The 21,264-nt window shown below is 59.7% G+C and carries 16 protein-coding genes; 13 read left to right on the top strand and 3 right to left on the bottom strand.

Translation table 11 applies throughout. From position 1 onward, the window contains the following. The first annotated feature begins 606 nt into the window (after window positions 1–606). From LOY36_RS11750 to LOY36_RS11720, 7 genes are read left to right on the top strand one after another with little or no spacing between them, the layout of a single operon-like run. The gene (locus tag LOY36_RS11750) at window positions 607–2,808 is read left to right on the top strand and encodes a type VI secretion system Vgr family protein (protein WP_258673648.1); all 2,202 of its coding nucleotides are present in this window, start codon (window positions 607–609) and stop codon (window positions 2,806–2,808) included. 11 nt (window positions 2,809–2,819) lie between these two features. Then, window positions 2,820–3,266 (top strand): DUF6484 domain-containing protein, encoded by a 447-nt coding sequence (locus LOY36_RS11745; RefSeq protein ID WP_258673647.1) that lies wholly within the window; start codon window positions 2,820–2,822, stop codon window positions 3,264–3,266. A gap of 15 nt (window positions 3,267–3,281) precedes the next feature. Then, on the top strand, window positions 3,282–4,394 hold the full coding sequence (locus LOY36_RS11740) for a DUF2169 domain-containing protein (protein WP_086945742.1): 1,113 nt from the start codon (window positions 3,282–3,284) through the stop codon (window positions 4,392–4,394). After that, complete coding sequence (locus LOY36_RS11735) at window positions 4,391–5,431, top strand: hypothetical protein (protein WP_258674169.1); 1,041 nt, start codon at window positions 4,391–4,393, stop codon at window positions 5,429–5,431. Before LOY36_RS11740 ends, LOY36_RS11735 begins: the two co-directional genes overlap by 4 nt. After that, window positions 5,431–6,516: a PAAR-like domain-containing protein gene (locus LOY36_RS11730; protein ID WP_258673646.1), complete on the top strand. Its 1,086-nt coding sequence runs from the start codon at window positions 5,431–5,433 to the stop codon at window positions 6,514–6,516. The genes LOY36_RS11735 and LOY36_RS11730 overlap by 1 nt, the downstream gene beginning before the upstream one ends. 21 nt (window positions 6,517–6,537) lie before the next feature. After that, a complete protein-coding gene (locus tag LOY36_RS11725; protein WP_019649129.1) occupies window positions 6,538–7,416 on the top strand; it encodes a hypothetical protein in 879 nt (292 codons plus the stop codon). Between the two features lie 19 nt (window positions 7,417–7,435). After that, a complete protein-coding gene (locus tag LOY36_RS11720) occupies window positions 7,436–8,701 on the top strand; it encodes a TIGR02270 family protein (RefSeq protein WP_258673643.1) in 1,266 nt (421 codons plus the stop codon). A gap of 139 nt (window positions 8,702–8,840) precedes the next feature. Here LOY36_RS11720 and LOY36_RS11715 read toward each other — a convergent pair whose 3' ends face one another. Further along, a complete protein-coding gene (locus tag LOY36_RS11715; RefSeq protein WP_204125122.1) occupies window positions 8,841–9,773 on the bottom strand; it encodes an AraC family transcriptional regulator in 933 nt (310 codons plus the stop codon). A 584-nt stretch (window positions 9,774–10,357) separates the two neighbouring features. Between LOY36_RS11715 and LOY36_RS11710 the strand changes: the two genes are divergently transcribed. From LOY36_RS11710 to LOY36_RS11695, 4 genes are all read left to right on the top strand, one after another. Continuing rightward, on the top strand, window positions 10,358–11,707 hold the full coding sequence (locus LOY36_RS11710) for an MFS transporter (protein WP_258673641.1): 1,350 nt from the start codon (window positions 10,358–10,360) through the stop codon (window positions 11,705–11,707). 98 nt (window positions 11,708–11,805) lie between these two features. After that, window positions 11,806–12,498, top strand: coding sequence for a fumarylacetoacetate hydrolase family protein (locus LOY36_RS11705; protein WP_258673640.1), 693 nt, complete (start codon window positions 11,806–11,808; stop codon window positions 12,496–12,498). 43 nt (window positions 12,499–12,541) lie between these two features. Then, a complete protein-coding gene (locus LOY36_RS11700) occupies window positions 12,542–13,300 on the top strand; it encodes an SDR family oxidoreductase (RefSeq protein WP_019578530.1) in 759 nt (252 codons plus the stop codon). A gap of 34 nt (window positions 13,301–13,334) precedes the next feature. Beyond that, window positions 13,335–14,291 carry a 2-hydroxyacid dehydrogenase gene (locus tag LOY36_RS11695; RefSeq protein WP_086945748.1) on the top strand — a complete coding sequence of 319 codons (957 nt, stop codon included), beginning with the start codon at window positions 13,335–13,337 and terminating at the stop codon, window positions 14,289–14,291. A gap of 98 nt (window positions 14,292–14,389) precedes the next feature. Here LOY36_RS11695 and LOY36_RS11690 read toward each other — a convergent pair whose 3' ends face one another. Both LOY36_RS11690 and LOY36_RS11685 read right to left on the bottom strand, forming a co-directional pair. Beyond that, window positions 14,390–17,539, bottom strand: a complete 3,150-nt coding sequence (locus LOY36_RS11690; protein WP_258673639.1) for an efflux RND transporter permease subunit — start codon at window positions 17,537–17,539, stop codon at window positions 14,390–14,392. Then, entirely contained in the window at window positions 17,536–18,645 is a 1,110-nt protein-coding gene (locus LOY36_RS11685) for an efflux RND transporter periplasmic adaptor subunit (RefSeq protein ID WP_258673638.1), read from the bottom strand. The genes LOY36_RS11690 and LOY36_RS11685 overlap by 4 nt, the downstream gene beginning before the upstream one ends. 220 nt (window positions 18,646–18,865) lie before the next feature. Here LOY36_RS11685 and LOY36_RS11680 point away from each other — a divergent pair, with 220 nt between their 5' ends. After that, window positions 18,866–20,326: an efflux transporter outer membrane subunit gene (locus LOY36_RS11680; RefSeq protein ID WP_258673636.1), complete on the top strand. Its 1,461-nt coding sequence runs from the start codon at window positions 18,866–18,868 to the stop codon at window positions 20,324–20,326. A 138-nt stretch (window positions 20,327–20,464) separates the two neighbouring features. Beyond that, window positions 20,465–21,250, top strand: coding sequence for an SDR family oxidoreductase (locus LOY36_RS11675; protein WP_138867303.1), 786 nt, complete (start codon window positions 20,465–20,467; stop codon window positions 21,248–21,250). Window positions 21,251–21,264: the final 14 nt, after the last annotated feature.

The raw sequence follows: 21,264 nt of genomic DNA, 5'->3' as shown, positions 1-21,264 counted from the left end.
GTTCTGGCCGTATCCGGGCGTTGCCGTGAAAAGACAGAAAACCGTAATTGAAGCCATCCGGAGTAGCCAGGGCCTGAGTAACCAGGGCCCGATCAGACAGGTTCGATCACCGCATGGAATGCCGGGTGTGGAGCCGATGGCGCGATCATAGTCTGGCATGGCGTCCCTTTTTGCCAAGAGTGCAGCGTTAACTATCCGAAAGGATAGTCGGTTCTGTTGTCATCAGGTCTTCGGTGGTTAAAAGTGCGCGAACTTTAGTTTTACAGTACTCATCCTTTACGCAACTTTGAAAGATGCTCTTCATAAGCACGACTGAATTCGCGCCTGAATAAATTGCGCGGGTACTCACTTTTTAGAATAAAGCCTATAACCAAAGAAACTAAATAATGACCTCCGATCACCGATCTTGAAACGCCTCAGTGTTCACCCCACTGGTCGGAGAGTTTCTTGACAAGAATTGAACAGCGCTAACACTTCCTTGAATTGTAAGGGTTAGAGATGACGCCAAAGAGGCGCTGGGCAGAAGGTTAATCCGCAAGTCGTACGTTGCGTTATGTATTCGAGACGGCCGACTGACGCCCAAACACGAGGCAGAGGAAGCCGTGTATGGCAATCACGCAAAACAACCGTTTGGTGCAGGTCAACTGCCCCCTCGGCGGCGATGTCCTGCTGCTGCGGAGCATGGAAGGCAACGAAGAATTGGGGCGGTTGTTCCACTATGAATTGAACCTCACCTCCGAAGACCGGGCGATCACGTTCGACCATTTGCTGGGCAAGCCGATGGGCCTGACCCTGGAGCTGCACGACGGCGGCAAACGCTACTTCCACGGCATTGCCTGCAGCTGTCGACAACTGACCGGCCATGGCCAGTTCGCCGGCTACCACGTCAGCCTGCGGCCCTGGCTCTGGCTGCTCACGCGCACCTCGGATTGCCGGATTTTCCAGAACAATACGGTGCCGGACATCATCAAGCAGGTGTTCCGCGACCTCGGTTTTTCCGATTTCGAAGACAGCCTGAGCGGCAGCTACCGCCAGTGGGAATATTGCGTGCAGTACCGCGAAACCAGCTTCGATTTCGTCAGCCGCTTGATGGAACAGGAAGGGATCTATTACTACTTCCGCCATGAGCAAGCACGTCATGTATTGGTGTTGGCCGACGCCTATGGCGCCCACTCCACGGTGGCAGATTACGACTCAGTGCCGTTCTACCCGCCCGATCGGCAAATGCGCGAGCGCGATCATTTCTACGATTGGCAACTGGCGCGGGAAGTCCAACCCGGTTCGCTGGAGCTCAACGATTACGACTTCCAGCGCCCCCGTGCCAACCTTGGGGTGCGCTCCAGTGTGTCGCGCAGCCACAGCAACGGCGACTACCCGCTCTACGACTACCCCGGTGAATACGTACAGAGCAACGACGGCGAGCACTATGCGCGTACCCGCATCGAAGCCATCCACAGCCAGTTCGAGCGCGTACAACTGCGCGGCCGTGCCCGCGGGCTGGGCTCCGGCCACCTGTTCACGCTGACCGGCTACGAGCGCGACGACCAGAACCGCGAATACCTGGTGGTCAGCGCGCGCTACCACATCCACCAGGAGCCCTATGAAAGTGGCACCCAGGATCTCTCCGAGCAGTTTGTGGGCGAACTCGCTTGCATGGATGCCAGCCAGGTTTTCCACCCCCTCCCCCTGACCCCCATGCCGATTGTCCGAGGGCCGCAGACCGCGGTGGTGGTCGGCCCCGAGGGCGAGGAGATTTGGACCGACCAGTATGGCCGGGTCAAAGTGCACTTCTATTGGGATCGCCACGACCAATCCAACGAGAACAGCTCCTGCTGGATGCGCGTATCCCAGGCCTGGGCCGGCAAGAACTGGGGGGCGATGCAGATCCCGCGAATCGGTCAGGAAGTGATTGTCAGTTTTCTCGAAGGCGACCCGGATCGGCCGATCATCACCGGTCGCGTCTACAACGCCGAACAGACCGTGCCCTACACGCTGCCGGCCAATGCCACCCAGAGCGGCGTGAAGAGCCGTTCAAGCAAGGGCGGCTCACCGGCCAACTTCAATGAAATCCGCATGGAAGACAAGAAAGGCGCGGAGCAACTGTTTATCCACGCCGAGAAGAACCAGGACATCGAGGTCGAGAACGACGAGACCCACTGGGTCGGCCACGACCGCAGCAAGAGCATCGACAACGACGAAACCGTGCACGTCAAACACGACCGCACCGAAACCGTCGATAACAACGAGACCATCAACATTGGCGTCAACCGTACGGAACGCGTCGGCAGCAACGAGACCATCAACATTGGCAGCAACCGCACGATCAGCGTCGGCGCCAACGAAACCGCGACCGTGACCCTGCAGCGCACCCATACGGTAGGTATCAACGAGACGATCGCCATCGGCGCAGCGCAGGAAGTTGTCATCGGTGCCTTTCAAACGGTGAATGTCGGGGCCTACCAAAACGTCAATGTGGGCCTCTACCAGTCGACCAATGTGGGCGCCAACCGCTCGGTGGACGTGGGTGCCAATCTTTCAACCACGGTAAAGGCAAACGAATCGCGCAAGGTCGGTGCAGGACGCACGACCGATATCGACAACGACGATGCGCTGACGGTGGGCAAGGACCTTGTCATCGATGCCGGTGACTCGGTGACCATCACCACCGGCAAAGCCAGCATCGTCATGAAGAAGGACGGCACCATCAGCATCCGCGGCAAGGACATCACCATAGACGGCTCTGGCGCGATCAACATCAAGGCCAACAAGAACGTGGTGATCAAGGGACGCAAGATCCTGCAAAACTAGGAGTCACGCGTATGACGGTTCAATACCCACTACCCACCCAGGCCCGCATCGATGGCGTGGTCATCGGCGTCCTGCTCGACCTGCCGCAGGCCAGTGCGCCCCTGGTGACCTACCCCGGTTGCCCCGAGGAACAGAGCATCGCCGCCCGCAGCACCACCCTGCTCGCCCCTGAGGACATCGGCACCCAGGTGGCGCTGATGTTCGAAGATGGCGACCCTTTCCGCCCGCTAGTGATCGGCCGCCTGCTTGGCCAGGCCGAGGCGCCCGCACCGGTTGCCTGCGTGCAACTGGACGACCAGCGCCTGGAATTGAGTGCCGAACGCGAGATCGTGCTGCGTTGCGGCAAGGCCAGTATCACCCTGACCCGCGCGGGCAAAGTGATTATCCAGGGCGCCTACCTGTCCAGCCGCTCCAGCGGGGTCAACCGCATCAAGGGTGGTTCGGTGCAGATCAACTAGACAGGTATTCGGCCCATGGAACTGCTCAACGCCAGCAAACTGCTTGCTGCCTATACCCAGGGCATGGAGCCCGATGGCCGAGAATCCCTGGTGGTGGTGGCCAAAGGCACTTTCAATCTGCCGCTGGACGGCCGCGCGGCGACCCTCGCCGACAGCCAGCAACCGCTGCTGATGGCCGATACCTTCCTCGGCGAGCCTGGTCTCAGCGCCCCGCTGCAGGAAATGGACTTCGCCCCGATCAAGCCATTCTGCGATGTGCTGGTGCGCGGCAAGGCCTATGCCCCAGGCGGGCGGCCCGTGAGGCAACTGGCTGCGGGCATTCGCGTCGGTCAGATGAGCAAAGCCTTTTCCGTCCTCGGCCCCCGGCAGTGGCAACCGGGGCTATTGGGCGTTTCTCCCGGCTTGCCGCAGCCCTTCACCGAGCAGCACATCTCTTATGCCCAGGCCTTTGGCGGCAGTCATCCGATGGCCAAGGACTCCGAAATGCGTCACTGCTACCTGGACAATCCGACCGGTTGTGGCTGGTTCCCACGCCATATGGGTAGTGCTGATATCGGTGGCATGCCGATGCCGAACACCGAGGAATTGGGCAAGGCGATCGACAGTCCCTCTGGCGACTACCGCCCGATGGCCCTCGGCCCCATCGGCCGCAGCTGGCCACAACGCGCCCGCTTCGCCGGTACTTACGACGAGGCCTGGTTGGCCGACTGCTTTCCGTTTCTGCCGGGTGATTTCGACCGCCGCTACTTTCAGGCGGCCCCTGACGATCAGCAGATCCAGTATCTGCGAGGCGGCGAGGACGTGCTATTGCTCAACCTCACGCCCCAGGAGCGCGCGGGCTTTCGCATACCCGAAATCGACGTGCCGGTGACTTTCTTCCTGAAAAAAGGCGGTCATGAGACTGTGCAGGCGGTAATCGATACCCTGCTGATCGACACCGATGCGCTCCAGGTGCAACTGACCTGGCGTGTCGCCCGTCCGCTACGGCGCAACATGTTCGAGATCGCTCAGGTGCTGGTCGGCACGATGTCCACGGGCTGGTGGCGCGCCCGTGAACTGGGCAAGGATTACTACCCGTCGCTCTCCTCCCTGGTAAAAGACAAGCACGCCCCCGAGGAGACGGACTGATGACCGCGCTTTGCATCATCGGCTCCGGCATGGTCAGTGCTGTCGGCCTCAGCGCACCCGCGAGCTGCGCGGCGATCCGCTGCGCCATCGATAATTTCCAGGAAACCCGCTTTATCGACCAAGGCGGCGAATGGCTGATTGCCGCCAGCGTGCCTTTGGAACAGCCCTGGCGCGGCCGCACCAAGCTGATCAAGATGGCCGCCCGCGCCATCGCCGAGGCGCTGCAAAGCACCCCCAACGTCGACCCGGAAAAGACCCCGCTGCTGCTGGGGGTGGCGGAAGTCGAGCGCCCCGGCCGCCTCGATGGTCTCGATAAGGGGCTGCTGCACGCCATCGAAGCCGAACTGGGCCTGCGCTTTCATCCCGGTTCCAACGTCATTGCCCGTGGTCGGGTCAGCGCTGCCGTGGCCCTGCTGAATGCACGCACGCTGATCTACCAGGGCGGCCATCGCCATGTGCTGATTGTCGGCGTCGACTCCTTCCTCAGCGGGCCGACCCTGGCCGCTTTCGAAGCACGCGAACGCCTGCTCACCAGCCAGAACTCCAACGGATTTATCCCCGGCGAAGGCGCCGCCGCCGTGGTGCTGGCCGCCCCCGTTGCCAGCAAAGAGCCGCAATTGGCCTGCATCGGCCTGGGGTTCGGTATGGAGAAGGCCACGGTGGAGGCCGAAGACATTCCCTTGCGCGCCGATGGCCTGACTCAAGCCGTACGCGCCGCCCTGAGCGAAGTCGGCTGTGGGTTGGAGCAAATGGATTATCGGCTCACCGACATCTCCGGCGAGCAGTACTACTTCAAGGAAGCGTCCCTGGCCCTGAGCCGCACCCTGCGCGTGCGCAAGGAGTTCTTCCACCTATGGCACCCCGCCGACTGCATCGGCGAAGTCGGCGCCGCCATCGGCCCGGCGATGCTCGCCGTGGCCCTGGCCGCCAGCCGCAAGGGCTATGGCGAAGGCCCGAATATCTTCTGCCACTTGGGCAACGACGCTGGCGAACGCGCCGCCGCGATGCTCAGTTACCAGACTGTGAGGGCTGCGTGATGGCGAATGAGGTCTACGCCAACGATATGGAGGTTTCTTGCAAGGCGGCGGCTGGCAAGTCGATCGCCTGCTTTCCGGATGTCTGCTTCACCCCGCCTCAGGCGCCGCCCACGCCAACGGGAGTGCCCATCCCCTATCCGAATACCGGCATGGCCAAGGACACGACCAGGGGTACACGAACTGTCAGGATCACCGGCAAAGAGGTGATGCTCAAGGACAAGAGTCATTTCAAGACTAGTACGGGAGATGAAGCCGGAAACGCGCCGAAGAAAGGAGTGATTACGAGCAAGATCAAGGGGAAGGTGTACTTCATTGCGTGGTCGATGGATGTGAAGTTCGAAGGGGAAAATGTGGTCAGGCATTTAGACATGATGACTCATAACCACGCGTCAAAACCCGGAAATACGCCTCCTTGGGCTTATACCGACGCGATAGCGACGGCGCCCATTGAGCGTTGCAAGAAAGAAATTGCCGGGAAAAACAAGGCTTGTGAGGGACTGAATACCAAAGCGGCACAGTGTGACGACAAGGGCTGTACGTCCGCCAAAAAGTGTTTGCTGGTGTCTAAGAAGCAGGCGGATTCCAAGGCGCAGAACAGTCAAGTGGCCTGTTGTCCTGGCGAAACCGGCCACCACCTCGTTGAAGCCCATAGTTTTACAGTGCCGGGAACTGATCGCCAAACGCCTCTTCCTCAATTCCCCAATTACGACGAAAAAGATGCACCGTGCATTTGCGTGCAATGCCCTCAAGGCGGAAACGGACGCTATGAAGGTGATCATGGCTTCATGCATGCAGCCCAGGGCAAACTGGAACAGGCAGCCATAGAGAGAGCGTCGCCCAGTCAAAAGGATTACGCCTGGAACTACGGCCAGTCCCGTTCAGCGGGCGTGCGGGCGCTTCAGCAGACCTTTCCAAAGTCGAAATGCTCAAAGAAATGTCTGGAAGCGCAGTTAGACGCCTATCACAAGGATACGTTAGGTGTCAGTGACAAAACCCCAGTGCGGACCCACACACCCAACCTTCAAGACAATCAGAAAGCGCTGGCTCACGAAATGATCCCAGAGGTCACTATCAGTGCCTGGTAGATCAATTGGAGCAGAAACGACATGACTCAAACATTGGATTGGACGCTGAGCCGAGTAGCTGTTTTCGATAAGAACCGCGTTTACGTGCTCGCCTACTCCAAACGCGAGCCCGGTACTCGAGTTTTTCGCTGGACCGGAGAATGGGACAACTATTACGTTCAAGCGATTTGCGCCGGTATATGCGCAGTTCGCGGCGCGCCTCCCGAAATTCTGACGCTATGCGCCAATGGTAGCGTCCATCGCGCTGCGCCTGACGGGCAAGCCTACGAGGATATAGTCGAAGAAAAACCCAGTAAGCACGGCCTGCTGCGCGACATACGCCCTATCGGTGGGAGTGTCTATGCCACAGGCTTCGGCCGCCAAGTCTATATTCGAAAGGACAGAGTCTGGCAGCGCTGCGATCAAGGCGTGGTCGAAGATCCTACCGCTGATAGCCTCAGTGGCTTCGAATCCATCGACGGCTTTGGTGAAGATGAAATCTATGCCACCGGCAATCGGGGCGAGATCTGGTACCGCCGGCATGGCGTCTGGCAGCAAAGCGAAAGTCCGACCAACATCATTCTGGAAAACGTTCTCTGCGCACCCGATGGAGTGGTTTACATCTCAGGCCAGTTGGGCATCGTCATACGAGGTCGTCTCGACCGCTGGGAGCTCATTGAGCATGAGCTCACCGAAGACACATTCTGGGACATGGCCTGGTTCAATGATCAACTCTGGCTTTCAACCACCACAGCACTCTACACGCTACAAGGTGACAAGCTGGAGAGGGTCGAGACAGGACTTCCCGGCGATCAGACCTTCAGATACTTAGACGCTAATGAGCAGTGTCTATGGTCATCCGGTGAACGACACCTTGCAGCTTTTGACGGAACGAATTGGACACGCATACCCAGTCCTTAAGACGAACGTAGAGAAGTACATGGAAAGTTTGTCACCGATTCTGGACCAACACACCGAAGAGGCCAGTTTTCTCGCTGCCCTGCGCGACTATGCCATGCGTGCACCACATTACGATCTGGAGCACATAGACACACTCGACAGCCGCATCGACGCCCACCTCGACGGCCTTCGAATCGCCGGCACCACTGGCCTGGAAACCCTCCTGACCCAACTCGGCCCGCACGCCATCGGCGAGATGTTCGCCAGTGCGGTACTGGCCTTCGAGGCGGGTAACGTGCAGGTATTGTCACGGCTCAGCGAGCACTTGCGCAGTGCCGTGGAAACGGAGCGCGGTTATCTGATGGCCTTGGGTTGGCTCGACTGGGAGTGGATATCGCCCTGGATCGACCGCATGCTCGCCGCCCCTGAACCCCTGTTCCACCGCCTCGGCCTGGCTGCCTGCGGCATGCACCGCCACGACCCTGGCCCTGCCCTGCTTACCGGACTTTCCCACGCCGACCCAAGCGTGCTGGCACGTGCCGCCCGCACTGCCGGCGAGCTGCGTCGTCGTGACCTGATGCCGGCAATTCGTGCCCACCGTCTACACGCGGATCCAGCCACGCGCTTCTGGGCCAACTGGACCACCGCACAGATGGGCGATGAGCACGCCCTGGAACCGCTGCGCCAGTTCGCCGAGCAACCAGGCGAGTTCCAGTACCGAGCGCTCTGCGTATTGCTGGCCTGGCAAAAGCGTGAAAACAGCATCGCCTGGATACGCCAATTGATAGAGCACCCTGAGCAGCAGCGCATCGGCATCCAGGCCACCGGGCTGCTGGGCGACCCGTTCAGCGTGCCCTGGTTGATCCAGCAGATGAGCGACCTGTCTCATGCCCGCGTCGCCGGCGAAGCCTTCAGTCTGATCACTGGCGCTGACCTGGCGCTGCTCGACCTGGAATTGCAGGACCTGCCGGATTTCGATGCCGGCCCGAACGACGATCCTGAGGACGCTAATGTCGCCATGGACCCCGATGAAAACCTGCCCTGGCCCGACCCGCAGTTGATCGCAGCCTGGTGGCAGGCCCATGGAGGCGATTTCCAGGCGGGCATGGGCTATGTGCTGGGGCTACAGCAGAGCGAGAACAGTTACCGGCGCGCCCTTGTCCAGGGCCAGCAACGCCAGCGTATTGCGGCCGCCTTCGGCGTTGCTCGCTGGCGACCGAACGAAGTGCTGTTCCCCACCAGCGCGCCCGCCTGGCGGCAAAAGATGTTGTTGGGGGAGCCAGCGTCGCTCGTTCGGCGCCTCTGAGGTTTTGCCAAAACAGAATGCAGCCCCTAAGCCAGGCAGTATGGCTTGATCAGCACGGAGCCAGCGTTTGGCATGCAGGGTTCTTCATGACTACGGAGACTGGCTGCGCCCCCTGCGCTGCAATGTGAACGATGAACAATCACGTGTTGGACGGTGATTGCGGCGTATCAGGATTGAGTTGCTGACGCCTGAATTGCCCTGGAGGCTGGCCGTGGATCTGGCGGAAGCGTCGCGAAAAATAAGCCTCGTCAGCGAAACCGCACAACCTTGCCACCTCCCCCACCGGTCGTGTCCCATTGAGCAAATAATTGCGTGCCGCGTGCATCCTGCGCTCGAGCACCAGCTCAGTGAAGGTCTTGCCGATTTCCTTGCGCAACCAGTGCGTCAGGTACGTCGGTGACAGGTAAGTCGCAGCAGCCACCTTGATCAGGTTGAGGTCGGGGTCGGCAATGTTCTTGCGCAAGTATTCGGACATCCTGCTCAGCGCATCGCGTCGGCTGACTTCGGCGGCATTCTCTTCGGCCAACCGTTTGAGCGGCTCGGCATACAAGGCACAAACGCTCCCCACCAGTTGCAGCAACAACCCCTTGAGCATCTCGCGAGTGCCGAACTGACGGTTTTCATCGAGCACGCGCATCTGTTCGATCAGGGCACAGACTTTGCTGAAATCTTCATCGGCCAGAATGAAATCCAGATGCTCCTGAAAGCGGAACGGCGACAACTCGGGTGCCAGCAGAATCGAGACTTCCTCCAGGTCCATCGGGTCGCACTGCAAATGCGGCAACAGGAAGGTCTGGGAAAAGTTGATCACCATGAAATTGCTGTCGGCCGGATGCGGAATCACGTGCACGCGATGCGGCAGGATGAAGGCCAGCGTGTTGCGCGGAAACGGCCGCTCGACGTTGCCGATGTGCTGCACGGTATCGCCACCGAGGTTGACCTGGATCTGGAAATACTCATGGCGATGCGGGCTGGTTTCGGCGCGCCGGCCCTTTTTGTCGCGGATGTAAAAGTCCGTCAATTCGCTGCGTTGCTGCATGACGTAAGTGGGTACTCGACTCGGTGACGACATCGCCTGAGGATCCTCGACAGGTACATGGACAGGTTGTCGTCGCGCCGCGACGCAGGCGGCGACCGCAGTGATTGTGAAGGCAGACACCGCTGGCTTCAACATGTCATAGGATGACAACGAAACACAGAGAATTAATTGTATCCGTGTGTGATGTGTCGCCTGTCCAAAAAACTACGAGCACACAAAAATATTTAATCTTTTAAAAACATATATTTACGAAGCGAATAACGCATAACGAAGGAAATGAGCCGATTTGATTTCTCTTGGACACCTGCATTAATCGCCTTTTACAGGAGAAAAAACGATCTAACGCCTCCGTTGATTTTGAGAGGTTGTACGACCACTGTAACAACCAATGCAGCCCGACCCTTCCAAAAACAATCAAAAGGTGCGCTCGTGATGAACCTGCTTTTTTCCCTCGCCAACCCTCCCCCGACCGAGCCAGTCCGAAGGCGTATCTGAGCGCCTGACAGTAGCTGTCCGCGCCCTCATTCAAGTAGCGATTGCCCTGCCCCGGCACTGGGGGCATCGGCTTCGGCTGCGCGCGAACATCTCGATTCTCCTAACAATAAAAAGGTCTACTCATGTCGAATTCGCAAACCTCCCCGTCCACCGCGCCGTCGGTGAGCGCCGGCGCCCGGGACGCCCTGTTGCCTCAGCGACTACCGACGCGGCGGCGCTGGTTCATGCTGTCATTGCTGCTGATTGCGACCATCATCAACTACATCGACCGCGTAAATATCTCGATTGCCGCACCGTTCATGGCCAAGGACCTGGGCCTGGACAAGATCGAAATGGGCCTGATTTTTTCCGCGTTTGCCTGGACCTACGCACTCGCTCTGGTCCCCGCCGGGTTCATCGCCGATCGCTTCGGTTCCCGGTTCACCTACGGGGTGTCGCTGATCAGTTGGTCGACGGTCACCGTGTGCCAAGGCTTTGCCACTGGGTTCGCTTCGCTGTTCGGGCTGCGCCTGGCTGTCGGCGCCATGGAAGCTCCAGCGTTTCCGGCCAACAGCCGAGCGGTCACGGTGTGGTTCCCGGCCCGCGAACGGGGCCTGGCCAGCAGCATTTACGTGTGCGGCCAGTATCTGGGCACGGCATTGTTTACCGGCATGCTGTTATGGCTGGCCACGACCTATGACTGGCGCCATGTTTTCTACAGCACCGGGATACTCGGCATTGTGTTTGGTGTGATCTGGCTCTACGTGTACCGCGATCCGCTGAGCTGCAAGAACGTCAGCCAGGAAGAACTGAAGTACATCGAAGCCGGCGGTGGACTGGTCAAGAGCAGTCAGGAGCGCACCCGGTTCAACTGGCGGCAGATCGCCGAGCTGTTCAGCTATCGGCAGATCTGGGCGATTTGCATCGGCAAGTTCGCCAGCACCTCGGCGTTGTACTTCTTCCTGACCTGGTTCCCGACGTATCTGATCGAAGAACGCAAGCTGACCATGATCAAGGCCGGGGTCTTCGCCGTGCTGCCGTTCGTAGGTGCAACGGTCGGCATTCTGCTGGCCGGCATCGTCTCCGACTTGCTGATCCGTCGTGGTTACTCAATGTCCTTCGCTCGCAAGTTGCCATTGGTGGTCGGCTCGATGCTGGGTATGTCGATCGTGCTGGTGAATTTCACCGACTCGAACGTGATCTGCATTGCCGTGCTGACCATTGCTTTCTTCGCCCAGGGTATCGCCTCCTCGTCGTGGGCGGCGGTGTCGGAAGTCGCGCCGAAGGAGTTGATCGGATTGACCGGCGGGGTCACCAGCCTGGCTGCCAACATCGGCGGGATCGTCACCCCGATTGTGATTGGCGGAATCGTCCACGCAACAGGCTCGTTTGCCTACGCCTTCTGGTTCATTGGCGGCGTGGCGCTGATGGGGACCTTGTCCTATTCGTTGCTGCTCGGTCGCTTGTATCGCATCGAACTCAAGGCGCGCTGAGCCAAGAAACCGTTTTTCTCCAACACGAGGCGGCTTTCGTCCAACTTTGCAAAAGATTGCCGCCGTACGCTGACGCTTCAAACAGGACGACTACAAAAATGACGATGACCGAGTACGTGTTTACCCCGGACCTGCCCGTGACCTTGCCAGTCGTGGGCAGCCAGCAACGCTTTCCCGTTGGCCGGGTATTTTGCGTCGGCCGCAACTACCCTTGGCCAGACACCCAAGGCCAGTCCCGCCAGCCGCCGGTGTTCTTCATGAAACCGGCGAGCAACGTGGTGGATGCGGCGGGTGAAGTGACTTTCCCGCCGTTGACCGAAGAGTTTGTCCACGAAATCGAATTGGTCGTGGCCATCGGCGAAGGCGGCGCCAATATTCCGGAGAGTCAGGCGCTGGCCTATGTCTGGGGCTATGCCGTCGGCCTTGACCTGACCCGCCGTGATGTCCAGCGTGCGGCCAAAAGCGATGGTTTGCCGTGGGAAGGCGCCAAGGTGTTCGACGGCGCCGCGCCGATGACCGCCATCGTGCCGGTGACTCGCGCCGGACACCCGGACGGTGATTTGTGGCTGAACGTCAACGGCGAAGAGCGCCAACGCGACAGCCTCGACAGCCAGATCTGGTCGGTCAGTGAAGTCATCAGCCGCATCTCGCAATCGGTAGCGCTCCGGGCCGGTGACTTGATCATGACCGGCAGCCCGGCGGGCGTAGATGTGCTGCAACCGGGCGACATCATCAATGCCGGGATCGACGGCATCGGCCAACTGGAAATGCGCGTCGGTCAGCGACCTTGAACCCGACGTACGCTCTCGTGAATTGAAAAAAGGAGATAACAATATGTCCAGTCCTTTGAAAGTGGCCCTGGTCACCGGCGCCGGCAGCGGAATCGGCCGCGCCGTGGCGCTGGCTCTGATGGCAGACGGATTCACCCTGGTGTTGGCCGGTCGCCGAGCGGAGCCTTTGCAGGCCTTGGTCGAATTGGCGCTCAGCGAAGGACACGAAGCGTTGGCGGTGCCCACTGATGTGCGCGACCCGATCAGTGTCGATGCGCTGTTTGCCACCATCACCGAGGTATACGGACGCCTCGACGTGGTGTTCAACAACGCCGGGGTCAACGCCCCTGCAGTGCCGCTCGATGAGCTGACGTTCGAGCAGTGGCGAAACGTGATCGACACCAACCTCAACGGCGTTTTCCTCTGCGCCCGTGGTGCCTTCGCACTGATGCGCCGGCAACAGCCACAGGGCGGACGCATCATCAATAACGGCTCGATCTCGGCGCATACCCCACGCCCCTTCAGCAGCGCCTACACCGCCAGCAAACATGCGGTGCTGGGGCTGACCAAATCCCTGGCCCTGGACGGGCGCGAATTCAACATCGCCTGCAGCCAGATCGACATCGGCAACGCCTTGACCGAAATGTCGGTGCGCATGACCAAAGGCGTGCGCCAGGCCAACGGCACCATCGCCGTGGAGCCGATGGTGGACGTCAAACATGTGGCCGATGCCGTGCGTTACATCGCCGGTCTGCCGCTGGAAGCGAACGTCCTGAACATGACCGTCATGGCCAGTGCCATGCCGTTTGCCGGTCGCGGTTAAACCGGCCTTCTTAATTCCGCTACACGAGGTTTACATGAAGTCAGAAGTCTTGCAGCTCAGCCCGATCCTGATCCCTGAAATCAACGCGCGGCTTGATGAGCTGTTTACCGTCAGACGTTACTTCCAGCAGGCCGACAAGCAGGCTTATTTGCAGGAACACGGTGCGAACATTCGCGGGGTGATCACCGGCGGGCATACCGGGATCAGCCAGGCGCTGATGGCGCAACTACCGAAACTGGAAGTGGTGGCGGTCAACGGCGTGGGTACCGATGCGGTGGATCTGGCTTACGCCCGGGATCGCGGAATCCGCGTAACGGCAACCATCGGAGCGCTGACCGAAGACGTCGCCGACCTGGCCATCGGATTGTTGATTGCCGTGTGCCGGGGTCTGTGCACCAGTGATCGTTATGTGCGTTCGGGCCAATGGCCCCATAGCCCGACGCCGTTGGCTCCGTTGCCGTTGGCACGTCAGGTGTCGGGCATGCGCATCGGCATCGTCGGCATGGGCCGGGTCGGCCGTGCCGTGGCGACCCGGGCCGCGGCGTTCGGCTGCCCGATCAGTTACACCGATCTGCAGCCGATGAGCGATGTGAACCACACGTTCATCGCCGATCTGAAGCAGCTGGCCAGCAACAGTGATGCACTGATTCTCGCGGCCGCTGCCGACAAGGCTGAAGCCATCATCAATGCCGAGGTGCTGCACGCACTGGGCAAGGACGGGTATCTGATCAACGTGGCGCGCGGCAAGCTGGTCAACGAGGTCGATCTGGTGACGGCACTGGCCGCTGGAGAGATCGCAGGTGCGGCACTGGATGTGTTTGTCGATGAACCGAACGTCCCCGAGACACTGTTTGCCAACGAGAACGTGGTGCTGCAGCCCCATCGCGCGAGTGCGACGCTGCAGACTCGCACGCGAATGGGAGAGATGGTGGTGGCAAGCCTGGTGGACAGTTTCGCCGGGAGAATACCGCAAGGGTCTGTGACTGACTGAACGTTGGCCGCCGAGGAGACGTTGCGTCCCCTCGGCGGTTCGGTGTCAGGTAAACAGCCACGTCGACGCCCACTAAAGCAGCACGCTATGGCCTACGGCTAAAGCTCTGTGGTTTGGTGAACGTCGAGAGGACGAGGTGGCGTCCTATCCACCAGGCTTGCTTGCTTATCGGCTGGTTCAGTTTTCCCCGTATGGTCAGGACGGATCTTGAACCAGATGGAGTACATCGCTGGCAGGAACACCAGCGTCATGATGGTTCCGACGAACGTGCCTCCGATCAGCGTGTAGGCCAGCGTCCCCCAGAAGACGGAGTGTGTCAGGGGAATGAATGCCAGGATCGCCGCCAGCGCTGTCAGCAGTACCGGGCGGGCACGTTGGACCGTGGCTTCGACCACCGCGTGAAACGGATCCAGCCCTTCTTGGGCGTTGTGATGGATTTGCCCAATCAGAATCAGCGTATTGCGCATCAAAATGCCTGAAAGGGCGATTAGACCTACCAGAGCGTTGATACCAAACGGCTGCTGGAAGATAAGCAGTGTCGGCACCACACCAATCAACCCCAGTGGCGAGGTGAGGAACACCATGACCATCGCCGAGATCGAACGTACCTGCAGAATAATGATCAGCAGCGTCATGGCAATCATGATCGGGAACAGCGGCAACATCGCTTTACCGGCTTTACCCGACTCCTCGATTGCACCCGCCTGCTCGATCCGGTACCCGTCAGGCAGCTGGTCGATGACCGGCTGCAGCTCTTTCATGATCACGCTCGAGACGTCCGGTGGCTGCAAGCCTTCGGCAATGTCACCGCGCACGGTAATGGTCGGCGTGCGGTCACGACGTCGGAGGATCGGATCCTCCATACGAACATCGACCTCTCCCACCTGAGACAGCGGAATCCGCTGACCCGCCGTGCCCACCAGCGTAAAACCTTCTATCTTGGCGGGATCGAGCCGGATATCACCCGCTGCGCGACCGACCACCTGCACCGAGCGAATGTCCTCACGAACTGCGGTGATCGGTACTCCGGTCAACAGGAATTGCAGTTGCTGCGCGACTGAGTTTGACGTCAACCCCACCGCCTCCAAGCGATCCTGATCCAGGGCGAAATGCAGCGTCGGCGTCAGTGGCCCCCAGTCAGTGTTGACGGTTCTCATCATCGGGCTCGACTGCATCACGTCCAGCACCTGGCCCGCGATCTCGCGCAATTTTGACGGATCAGGCCCCATCACCCGATAGGCAACAGGGAACGGCGAATATGGACCAAACACAAGCTGAGTCACCCTGACACGCGCTTCTGGGGCAAGTCCCTCAGCAGCGGCTTCGCGGAGACGGAACTTGAGGGCCTCGCGCTCCTCCTGGCTGTCCGTCAGCACCACAATCTTCGCAAACGATGGATCAGGGAGTTCCGGCGCCATCGCCAGATAGAAACGCGGCGCGCCTTGCCCGATATAGGCCGTGACGATTTTTGCCTCACCCTGCTTTTGCAGCCAGGCCTCTATCTTGGCGGTGGTGGCGCTGGTCTGCTCAATGGAGGTTCCATAAGGCATTTGCACTTCAATCAATACCTCTGGACGGTCCGAGGTAGGGAAGAACTGTTTCTTGACCAGGCTCATGCCGAGAATCGCCACGCCAAACATTGCGATAACAGTACCGGCTACCAGCCATTTGCGAGCGATGACACGCGTCAACACCTGGCGGAAGCGGTTGTAATTTCGGGTGTTGTAGATGGCCGCATGACCACCCTCCACCTTCTTGATGTTCGGCAACATCTTCACACCCAGGTACGGGGTAAAAGCTACCGCAACCACCCAGGAGGCAATCAGGGCAATGCCCACGATCCAGAACATGTTGCTGGTGTACTCGCCGGCTGTCGACTGCGCGAAACCGTTGGGCATAAAGCCGATAGCCGTCACCAGCGTACCGGAAAGCATCGGTGCGGCCGTATGACTCCAGGCATACGCGGAAGCTTTGATGCGGTCGTAGCCCTCCTCCATTTTCACCACCATCATTTCGATAGCAATGATGGCGTCGTCCACCAACAGTCCGAGCGCCAGAATCAACGAGCCAAGGGTGATACGGTCAAAGTTCTTTCCAGTGGCCGCCATCACCACAAACACCACCGCCAACGTCAACGGCACAGCCGCAGCGACCACAACGCCTACACGCCAGCCCATGCTGAGAAAGCAGACAAGCATCACCACAAGCAGCGCGACGAAAAACTTGACCATGAACTCGCCGACGGCCGAACTGATATTTACAGATTGATCGGTGACCTTGGAGAGCGTCATGCCCAACGGCATGCCTTCATTGATCTTGACCGTCTCCGCGTCCAACGCCTTGCCCAGGTCAAGACCGTTCCAACCCTCACGCATCACGATCCCCAGCAACAAGGCCTCTTCACCGTTATTACGCACGAGAAAGGTTGCCGGATCTTCATAACCACGTTCGATCGTCGCCACGTCCGAGAGCTTCAGCGTCCGCCCCTGAACCGCAATGGGTGTGTCACGAATCTTCTGCACCTTGTCGAAGGCGCCATCCAGCCGAAGAAAAACCTGCGGCCCGTCGCTTTCGATCGAGCCGGCAGGCGTGAGCACGTTCTGATTATTCAGCGCGGCAAAGATGTCCTGAGGCGATACGCCCAAGGTGGCCAGCCGATCATGGGAAAAGGAAACAAAGATGCGCTCGGGTTGCTCCCCAATAATGTTGACCTTCTTCACGCCCGGAACATGCAACAGTTGTTGACGCAACGACTCTGCATCACGCACCAACAGTCGCTGCGGTTCGCCTTTGGCTTTCAGGGCGAACAGTGCAAATGTCACGTCCGAAAACTCGTCGTTGACCATTGGCCCGATGACACCCGCCGGCAGCTTCCTGGCCTCATCGTCGAGCTTTTTACGCGCCTGATAGAACTCCTCCTGCACTTGCGAGGGCGGCGTGCTATCGCGCAGTGACACCATGGTGAAGGCGAGGCCAGGACGGGTGTAGGTTTCCGTGCGGTCGTACCATTTCAGTTCTTGCAGGCGTTTTTCAAGTGGCTCTGCTACCTGATCCTGCATCTCCTGCGCCGTGGCGCCCGGCCACGCGGTAATGACCGTCAACTGCTTGACCGTAAACGGAGGATCTTCCGCACGCCCCAGCTGGAAGAACGACAGGATGCCCGCAACGGCGATCAGGAAGATCAGAAACACCGTGATGGAGCGCTCGCGAACAGCGATCGCGGAGAGATTGAAGCGCCCCTCGCTCATGGATGACTCCCTGCGACCTTGACGCCATCCGGTTGAGCCAGCCTCACCTCCTCACCATCGCGCAGCAGATGCGCGCCTAACGCTACAATCTGCTCGCCGACCTTGAGATCGCCTGCGACTCGCGCTGCGTCGTCGCTCAAGCCCAGGACTTGAACAGGTCGCCAGGCCACCTTCGCCGGTGTACCGGCGATGACCCACACACCAGTGCCTTGGCCCGGGTCATAAACGGCAGCGATCGGTACTTGCAGCCCCTGCCCTTGCGTGGTGCCTTCAGCGATCCGAAGCGTGACGGTCGAACCTAGCGGTGCATTGGCCAGCGCCCCCTCAAGCACATACCGCGCCTCGAAGGTGCGTGTCATTCGGTCGGCCGAGTCAGAAAGCAGCCTCAGCTTCGCTGTAACAGCACCCGTGGTATTGCCATAAAGCGTCGCCTGCGCGGTGGATCCTGCTGCGGGGCGTAGCGTCTCGGGCAGATGCACGATGGCTTCACGTTGCCCTGCCCGCGCCAGTCGAACCACGGGCTGTCCCGGGCTGACGACTTGTCCGGGCTCGGCGAGCGTCTCCACCACTACGCCGTCGGAATCCGCAAACAGCACCGCATAACCAGAAGCATTGCGGGCTACATCAGCCTGCGCTTCAGCGGCGCTGAGCTGCGCCTTTGCGGTATCCGCTGCGGCTTTGATCTGGTCGTAAGCCGATGCGGAAATAGCGCCTGCGGCGACCAGGTCGCGATATCGCGCCTCGTCATCTGCAGTCTGCTTGGCTCGGGCCCGAGCGGCGATGACCGACTCTTGCTGTGCTCGCGCCTGCAACCCCAGGTCGATTGGGTCGAGACGCATGAGTGGCTGACCGCGCTTAACGGTCTGACCGGTGTCAACCAGACGCTCAAGCACCTTGCCTGATACCCGGAAGCCCAGGTCGCCCTGGACGCGGGCAGCCACGACGCCCGTGAAAGAACGTGAGACGTCGGACGAACCCTGAACCGCAGAGGACCTCACCAGAGGGGCATGCGTACGTGGATCTTCAACGGTGGATGAGTCGCCACACGCCGTCAGGACGAGAGGCAACAAGCAAGCGGCAATGGGGACAGGTCGAAGCCGGCGCATAGGTTCCCTTACTTAAACAAATAGGACTGGCGCTTCATTCTCAGTCTAGTGACCATACCTGTCAATGGTCACGAATCATGAAGTACCGAACCCCATGATCTCAGCACTAGTATTGCCGAATACTGCTGGCCAACCTCGAGCTCAGCCCAAAGAGCGTCGATTGACAGATAGTGACCATAACGTAATATAGTCACAAACATCCTCGATTGAAGGTACCTCAATGCCTCCCCTCCGCCCCATTGCTCTCTTGGTGAGTGCCAGCTTGATGACAGGTTGCGCGGTCGGTCCGGACTATCACCGTCCGGACGCCCCGCTGTCGGACCATTACTTGGGGCAGTCTTCTGTCGAACAGAGGCCTGGGGCGACGCCGGCCAGTCTTGTCGCCTGGTGGGAAGGCTTTGGTGATCCGCTGTTAGCCGACTTCGTCTCCAAGGCACTTGAGCAGAACCTGGATCTGGCGCAGGCGTCGGCGCGAGTCACGCAGGCGCGGGCCGGACTGGGCGCCGCAAATGCCGCTTTACTGCCCTCGGGGAACATCAGCGGACAGGCCGCGCGCTCCTACCAGTCAATCGAGACGCCGCTCGGCCAGGTGTTGAACTCAACGCCTGGCTATGACCGGTACGGAAGTTCCTACGAGGCCAACCTCGATGCCAGCTGGGAGGTAGATGTCTTTGGCGGATTGCGCCGCGGACGCGAGGCTGCTCTGGCCGAGTACCAGGCTTCCCAGGCGGGCGTCGCTGCCACACGATTGGCCGTCGCTGCACAGACCGCCGATATCTACATCACTATCCGCGGACTGCAGACCCGGCTGGACATTGCGAACCGACAAGTCAAAACACAGCAGGAGCTACTAGAGAAAGTCCAATTGCTCTACAGCAAGGGGCTCGCCGCCAACTATCAGGTTCGCCAGGCCGAAGGGGCGCTATCGCAGGTCCAGGCGACAGTGCCGGTCCTGCAGACCGGTCTGGATGCTGCCATGAATGCGCTGGATGTCATGCTCGGCGCGCCGCCAGGCACTCACCGCACACAACTGGCAAGTGCGGGGAGCATTCCTGTAGCGCCGCAATTAAAGGCGATGGGAACGCCGGCCGATTTGCTGCGCCGCAGGCCAGACCTCATTGTGGCTGAGCGCCGTCTTGCGGCCTCAAACGCACGCATCGGGGAGGCGATTGCTGAGTACTACCCGAAATTCTCCCTCAGCGCATTGCTGGGTAGTGCTACGGCTGTATCCGCAGGCAATCTTTTCACCAGCGGCGCCAGCCAGTCAGCGGGCGTACTGGGCCTGCACTGGAGACTCTTCGACTTCGGTCGCATAAACGCCCAAATCGACCAAGCCAAGGGACAGGAAGCCGAAACCCTGGCCGCTTACCGTCAGTCCGTGCTGCGCGCCACCGAGGATGTGGAGAACGCGCTCTCCTCACTGGTGAATCGGGAAGCTCAAGCAACCACCCTCACCGGGGGAGAGGCGTCTCTGACACAGGCTCGCCAATCGTCGTTCATTGCCTATGAGAAAGGCACGGCCAGCCTGATCGACGTCCTGCACGCCGACGAGACGATGCTGCAGGCTTCCGATGCCCGGGCACAAGCACGAACGGAATCAGCACGGGCGGCGGTCGCGGCATTCAAGGCGCTCGGTGGTGGCTGGCAGCCTCCTGAAGCCCAGCCTGTTGCGACACGATGATTTAACCAGGTGATGTAGCACTTGATGCACGCACCTCCCCCCTCTTTCAGCTACTACCCAATCCGAGAGTGGGTTCGCTCACCGACTGACGCGGTCAGCAGCCAATTGCTCAATAGAAACCAACCGGAGTAAAGCGAAATGAAGTCGAACGAAAATTCCTGGGTGCTCATCACCGGCGCATCAAGCGGATTTGGCGAGGAGTTTGCCCGGCAATATGCAGCGCAGGGAAAATCGCTCGTTCTGGTAGCAAGAAGGCTGAGTAAGCTCGAAGCGCTATCGGCGCAGTTGCGCGAACGCTTCGGCGTTGATGTGATCGTCGAACAAGTAGACCTGTCCTCGATCCCGGCGATCATCGGACTGCATGAGCGACTCAGCGAACGCAATATAGTGATCGATGTGCTCATCAACAATGCGGGTCATGGATTGCAGGGGCCTTTCCTGGATCAACCTCTGGATGAGTCCCTGACCATGATTGATTTGGATATCGCCAGCCTGACAGCCCTGACACGCCTTTTCGCGGCCGACATGCGAGCCCGCAAACGTGGGCACATCCTGATGGTCGCCAGCTTGCTGTCCTTCCAGGGCGTGAAGAATTTCGCCGTTTACTCTGCCGCGAAAGCCTATGTTCTTCGCTTCTCTGATGCGCTTCATCGCGAACTGAAAAATGACGGCGTCGTCGTTACCGCACTGTGCCCAGGAATGTCGGATACCGGATTTGCAGAAAGCGCCAAGCAAAAGATCACGCCGGTCTTGAAAAGGGTGATGATGCAGCCCCAACCCGTCGTGCGTGCAGGAATCCGTGCACTGCAAGCCGGACGCATGAGTGTGGTGCCGGGTTTTGGCAACAAGGCCATTACTGTCTTGACTTGGGCCACGCCTCGTCGGTTTCATCAGGGCCTTATGGCGCAGGTGATGGGAGTCTGAGGGGGCGACAAAGA

It is taken from the genome of Pseudomonas sp. B21-019, from assembly GCF_024749225.1.
Taxonomy (GTDB): Bacteria; Pseudomonadota; Gammaproteobacteria; order Pseudomonadales; family Pseudomonadaceae; genus Aquipseudomonas.
The sequence above is the reverse complement of the archived record's forward strand: the minus strand, read 5'-3'. Positions and strand labels throughout refer to the sequence as shown.